The 2,587-nt window shown below is 66.5% G+C and carries 2 protein-coding genes and 1 pseudogene; 1 reads left to right on the top strand and 2 read right to left on the bottom strand.

Annotated features, from left to right (window positions below):
• Both LQV45_RS25230 and LQV45_RS25225 read right to left on the bottom strand, forming a co-directional pair.
• A partial coding sequence (locus LQV45_RS25230) for a helix-turn-helix domain-containing protein (protein ID WP_230009365.1) occupies nucleotides 1-927 on the bottom strand: 927 nt, incomplete at its 3' end.
• Between the two features lie 123 nt (nucleotides 928-1,050).
• Nucleotides 1,051-1,641 carry a TetR/AcrR family transcriptional regulator gene (locus tag LQV45_RS25225; protein WP_223917200.1) on the bottom strand — a complete coding sequence of 197 codons (591 nt, stop codon included), beginning with the start codon at nucleotides 1,639-1,641 and terminating at the stop codon, nucleotides 1,051-1,053.
• A gap of 118 nt (nucleotides 1,642-1,759) precedes the next feature.
• Here LQV45_RS25225 and LQV45_RS25220 point away from each other — a divergent pair.
• Nucleotides 1,760-2,587 (top strand): annotated as a pseudogene (locus LQV45_RS25220) (histamine oxidase); the annotation flags it as partial.

Raw genomic sequence — 2,587 nt, 5'->3', positions numbered from 1 at the left:
ACGGAAGGAGCGGCTGAAATGGGCCGCATCCAGGAAGCCCCAGCGCGCGGCCACGGCTCCGACCGGCATTCCGGCCAGGAGCGGATCGCGCAGTTCGCGGCGCGCCCCCTCCAGCCGCTGGGTCCGGATCCAGCTCGCCACGGTGGTCCCGGATTCATGGAAGACGTTGTGCAGGTGCCGGGTGGAGATGAAATGGGCCGCCGCGATGGACGCCGGTGACAGCATTGGATCGGCCAGGTGGGCATCGATGTACTCGCGGACGGATGCCGCCAACAGGGCCTGGGGCCTCATACGGTCGGGGGACATGTCCAGTTCCGAATGCAGCATCGTGGAGACGAGATCAAGGGCGTTGGTGGCCAGCCGCGATCCGCTGGGGCCGCTCAGCGCCTCCAGGTTCTCGGCGAGATGGGCGATGAAGGGACCGACGATCGCGGCGAGGCCCCCGTCGGCGGCCATCCGCAGCGCCGAAAGCTGCGCGATGCAGTCCGGCGGCAGGGACAGCGCGTCCCCGGGAAACATCAGCACCATGAGCCGGGCGTCGCCCTCGAAGGCAAGCGTGTACGGGCGGCTGGTGTCATAGATGGAGAGATCCCCCGGATGCAGGACTGCCTCGCGGTTGTCCTGGATCAGGAGCCCGGTGCCCTGCAGCTGGAGATTGAGCTTGAAATAGCGCTGGTTGGACTGCGCAATCAGCGCCGGCGTGCGGTGGACCTCATGGCTCGAGGAGGAGACCTCGACGAGTGCCACCCGGTCCAGCCTGCGGGCCCGCATGCGGCCGCGGAAGTTGTCCGCATCGGCGCTCGAGGCGGCCAGGGGAACGAAGGACTCCGCGACCAGGTGCCTCCAGTGGTCGAAAGATTCTGCTGTGCTGGTGAGGACATGCTGTCCGGCGGGGCTGGCCACTGGGCGGGTTGCAACTGCAGTCATCGAAGATCCTGACGCCGTCATAATTCTTGGAATGTGTCATGGGACACAGTCCTTTCAGGGTAGCGGCGCGGCCCGCCGATGTCATCTTTTTTCGACGCTCGGCGAATAAAGATTGCCTGGGGCCTAGCAGGCCAGCAGGGTCAGGAAGCCCTCCAGCTGCTCGTTCAGCCCGAGTTCCACCTGGCCTTCCGGGGTGAGTGCCGCCGTAATCTGCGCGCCGAGAAGGAGGTTAAGCAGTTGCCCGGCCAGGGCGGCGTCGTCGACGGCGGTGGTGACGGCGCCGGCCTGCCGCGCCTCGGCAAGGTACCGCCGCATCGCCGCAAGCCACTGCTCCATCGAATCCCGGTGGATCCGGGCCTTGCCGGGGTCATTGATGGCCTTCTGCCAGAACGGGATGACAATCCGGGCCTCGTTGATCCGCTCCTCATCCAGTGGCAGCACCTCGACGCAAAACGACCGCAGGGCCGCCAGCCCGGCCTGCCCCGCGGTGACTCCAGCGATGCGCTCGTTGGTGCGGTTGAAGACGTGTCCGAACGCGAAGGTCAGCAGGTCATCCTTGGTGGGGAAGTAGGGCTTGAGGGCGCCGTTCGCGAAGCCTGCCTCGAGGGCAATTTCCCGCATGGTGGCACTTTCAATCCCGAGCCGGGCGATGATCCGCCACGTGGCGTCGACGAGTTCAAGCCGCCGCTGGTCGTGGTCGACAATCTTTGGCACCGGACAGCTCCCCAAATATTTTGCGTCGGACTCTTGTGGCACAGCTTACATTTCCGTATTCTCTACAACTATAGAAAATAAAGTTCTGACCCGCCAGGGTCACCGAACGAAGGCCGTCATGATGACCGCACAAACTGACACCCGCACCCCTTACAGCCCCTACAGCCTGGCCACGGGCGCCGAAATCACCGCGGTCCAGGGCATCCTGCGTGCCGCGGGACTGCTGGGCGGGACCCGGCGCATCGCGTACCTCGGTCTGCTGGACCCCGCCCGGAACGCGCCGGCCGAAAGTGAGGACCGCCGGTTCCGGGTCTTCCTGCACGATGCCGCAGGGGGAAGGCCGGCCGATGTGACCGTTTCGGTCTCCAGCGGCACGGTGGTTTCCGCCGTCGAGCTGGACACGGCGGCAACCGGCGAGCTCCCGGTGCTCGAGGAGGAATTCGAAGTCGTCGAACAGCTCCTGGCCACGGACGAGCGCTGGCTCAAGGCCCTCGCCAGCCGCGGTCTGGACGTCAGCAAGGTCCGCGTTGCCCCGCTGTCCGCCGGCGTCTTCGAGTACCCGGAGGAAAGGGGCCGGCGGATCCTGCGAGGCCTGGCCTTCGTGCAGGACTTCCCCGAGGACAGCGCCTGGGCGCACCCGGTGGACGGGCTCGTGGCCTATGTCGACGTCGTGAGCCAGGAAGTGACGCAGGTGCTGGACACCGGCGCCGTCCCGATTCCCGCGGAGCACGGCAACTACACCGATCCGGAGCTCACCGGCCCGCTGCGCACCACGCAGAAGCCCATCAACATCACGCAGCCGGACGGGCCCAGCTTCACGGTCACCGGCGGCAACCACGTCGAATGGGAAAAATGGAGCCTCGACGTCGGCTTCGACGTCCGCGAGGGGGTGGTGCTGCACAACCTTGCCTTCCAGGACGGCGACCGCCTGCGGCCCATCATCAAC

The sequence above is a fragment of the Microbacterium sp. Bi128 genome (genome assembly GCF_918698205.1).
Note: the sequence above shows the minus strand (reverse complement) of the source record. Positions and strands in the feature narration are given on the sequence as shown.